General features: G+C 44.1%; 2 protein-coding genes. One reads left to right on the top strand and one right to left on the bottom strand.

Annotated features, from left to right (window positions below; translation table 11 throughout):
• Nucleotides 1-706, bottom strand: a 706-nt coding sequence (locus F6K38_RS39425; RefSeq protein ID WP_287360348.1) for an FAD-binding oxidoreductase, incomplete at its 3' end; no start/stop codon positions are given.
• Between the two features lie 174 nt (nt 707-880).
• On the opposite strand from F6K38_RS39425, the gene F6K38_RS39420 reads away from it, so the two are divergent.
• Nucleotides 881-2284: a tetratricopeptide repeat protein gene (locus F6K38_RS39420; RefSeq protein WP_287360346.1), complete on the top strand. Its 1404-nt coding sequence runs from the start codon at nt 881-883 to the stop codon at nt 2282-2284.
• Nucleotides 2285-2451 lie beyond the last annotated feature (167 nt).

Genomic DNA, 2451 nt, shown 5'->3' with positions numbered 1-2451 from the left:
CAGCAGTCATAAAGTCATCAAAGACTACAATGACTTCAGCCCAAGGATAGACTGGTCCTAGGGGTATTTCTAATTCAGTGATAATGCCGTTAGTTCCATAGGCGTGATTCACCTTCTGCACCTGATCTGACCGTAATTCGATTACACGGGGCTGGTCTTCGAGGGTGACCACTTGGACAGCATGAAGATTTCCGCGATCGCGTAATACTCCATAAGTAATGGAACCAATGCCGCCACTGCCGCCACCAATAAACCCACCAATAGTAGCGGTGCGATAGGTAGAGGGAGCCATGCGCAATTCCCAGCCAATTTTATGAGCTTCTTTGTCAAAGGCGGCTAGCTTTACCCCAGGCTGAACAGAGGCTAAACCCGGTTTTATCCAGTTAATCTGATTCATGCGAGTAGTATCGAGAATCAGACCACCGTTGAGGGGGATACACTGACCATAATTACCAGTGCCTGAGCCTCTTACGGTTAGGGGAGCTTTGTACTTAACGCAAACCCTAGCTATTTCCAGGACTTCTGCCACCGTAGTCGGACGAACTACGATATTCCCCCGTTTATCCTTAAGCTGGGATTCCAGTACCGGACTGAAGTGGTAGTAGTCTAGGGATAATTTAGCAACTTGGGTCGGGTCATTAATAATTTCTATTCCGGTAAGTTCCGAGGCTAAGGAATTCCAGTCAATAGCTTGGGGAGTTGTCATCACAGGTGTGGGGAGTGGGGGGAGGTGTGGGAAGATTTTTGTTAAGGTTAATTATCTTGACATCATATCAGAGCAAGTTGCTTGATATTGAGAAATTATTTAGTATAATTCGCATAAAAGTGCCACCAATTACAGATATATATAGTAATCAACTGTCAAGTCACCGGTGTGTCTATGAGTAATTACTCTACTATTTCTGTATTATGTCTCAAGCTAGCTAGTGCTACTTTACTGTGCCTGCTCTCACCGAGCCTAGCCCCAGAAAATCTGGGAGTTGCTCCAGCAGTAGCACAAACCACTCCAGACCAAGCTGGGGAGTTTGTGGAGCAATTTCATACCCTGAGTCGAGAAGAGGGTTATCAATATCAGGTTAGTGCAGTCCTGATATTGAAGGGAATACTGTATACTGCTCAAGGGGAATTGGATAAAGCGCTAGAAACCCTGAAGCTTGGGTTAGCCATTTCTAAACCAACTCGGAGTCGGAGATTAGAACAGAATATCCAGTTTGAGACTGGAAGGATTGACAACAAAAAAGGAGAGTATCTCCAAGCCCTAGAGGTTTACCAGCAATCCCTAGCAATTTGCAGAGAATTGGGGAAACGTAAGCTGGAAGGAATTGCGCTGAATACTATTGGCTTGGTTTACGATAAACAGAAAAACTATGACCAAGCCATTGATTATTATCAGCAAGCTTTAGCTATTCACCGGGAAGTTAAGAATCATGCTGGGGAAAGCACCACCCTTGTTAATCTTGGTCAGGTTTATGAAAAACAGGGAAAGTCTCAGGAATCGAGAGACTATTATCAACAAGCTTTAGCTATTTCCCAAACCATTGACAATCTGACTGTAAAAGGTCTAAATTTTATGGAAATTGGGGTAGATTATTTTAAACTTGGCAAGGCTGACCAAGCTATAGACTACTACCAACAAGCCTTAGATATTTTTCGAGAACTGAAAAATTACCCTCATCAAGTCAATATCCTGAGAGTGCTTGGAGTAGCTCAAATTAGACAATGCAACTATGACCAAGCCCTGGAGTATTATCAGCAACTCCTAGCCATTGCCCGACCAATCAAAGACTCCTCTCAAGAAACAATCGCGCTCAATTTTATTGGGCAAATTTACAACTATCATGGAAAGTATGACCAAGCTCTAGATTCCTACCAGCAAGCCTTGACCATTAGTAAAAAAAATGATGACCAGAAAACTAGTGCAACCCTCCTCAATAATCTTGGGGGAGTTTACAACAATTGGAGAAAGTACAACCAAGCTTTAGATTACTACCAGCAAGCCTTAACCATTAGCAAAAGGTTAAACGACTCGATCACAATTGCGACTACACTCAACAACATTGGCTCGATATATCAGAAGCAACGGAAGTATCCCCAAGCTCTAGACTATTATCAGCAAGCTTTAGGGATTAACCAAGAGTTGGGGGATCTTGGTCGTGTACGTGTTGCTACTAACCTCAATAATATTGCCTCAGTGTACCAGAATCAGGGTGAGTATCACCGAGCCTTAGACTACTACGAGCAAGCTTTAGCGATTGCTGAAGACCTAGGCGATCGCTCAGGGTAAAGTACTACCCTCAATAATATTGGGTAAATCATTACGTCTAGTGGTGCGTTACGGGGCGGACTATCTCAACCCTGGCTACGAAGCGAACAATAAGGGCAAGTCCGCCCCTAACTCACCCTACGCACTAACCTTGGCCTATTGGCCACGCGATCGCGTTCAACCTTGGC

Source organism: Moorena sp. SIO3B2 (assembly GCF_010692525.1).
Lineage (GTDB): Bacteria > Cyanobacteriota > Cyanobacteriia > Cyanobacteriales > Coleofasciculaceae > Moorena > Moorena producens.
The sequence above is the reverse complement of the archived record's forward strand: the minus strand, read 5'-3'. Positions and strand labels throughout refer to the sequence as shown.

What these genes read in the sequence shown, in the direction of transcription:
- F6K38_RS39420 (WP_287360346.1), top strand. Translation starts at nt 881, where the DNA reads ATGAGTAATTACTCTACTATTTCTGTATTATGTCTCAAGCTAGCTAGT.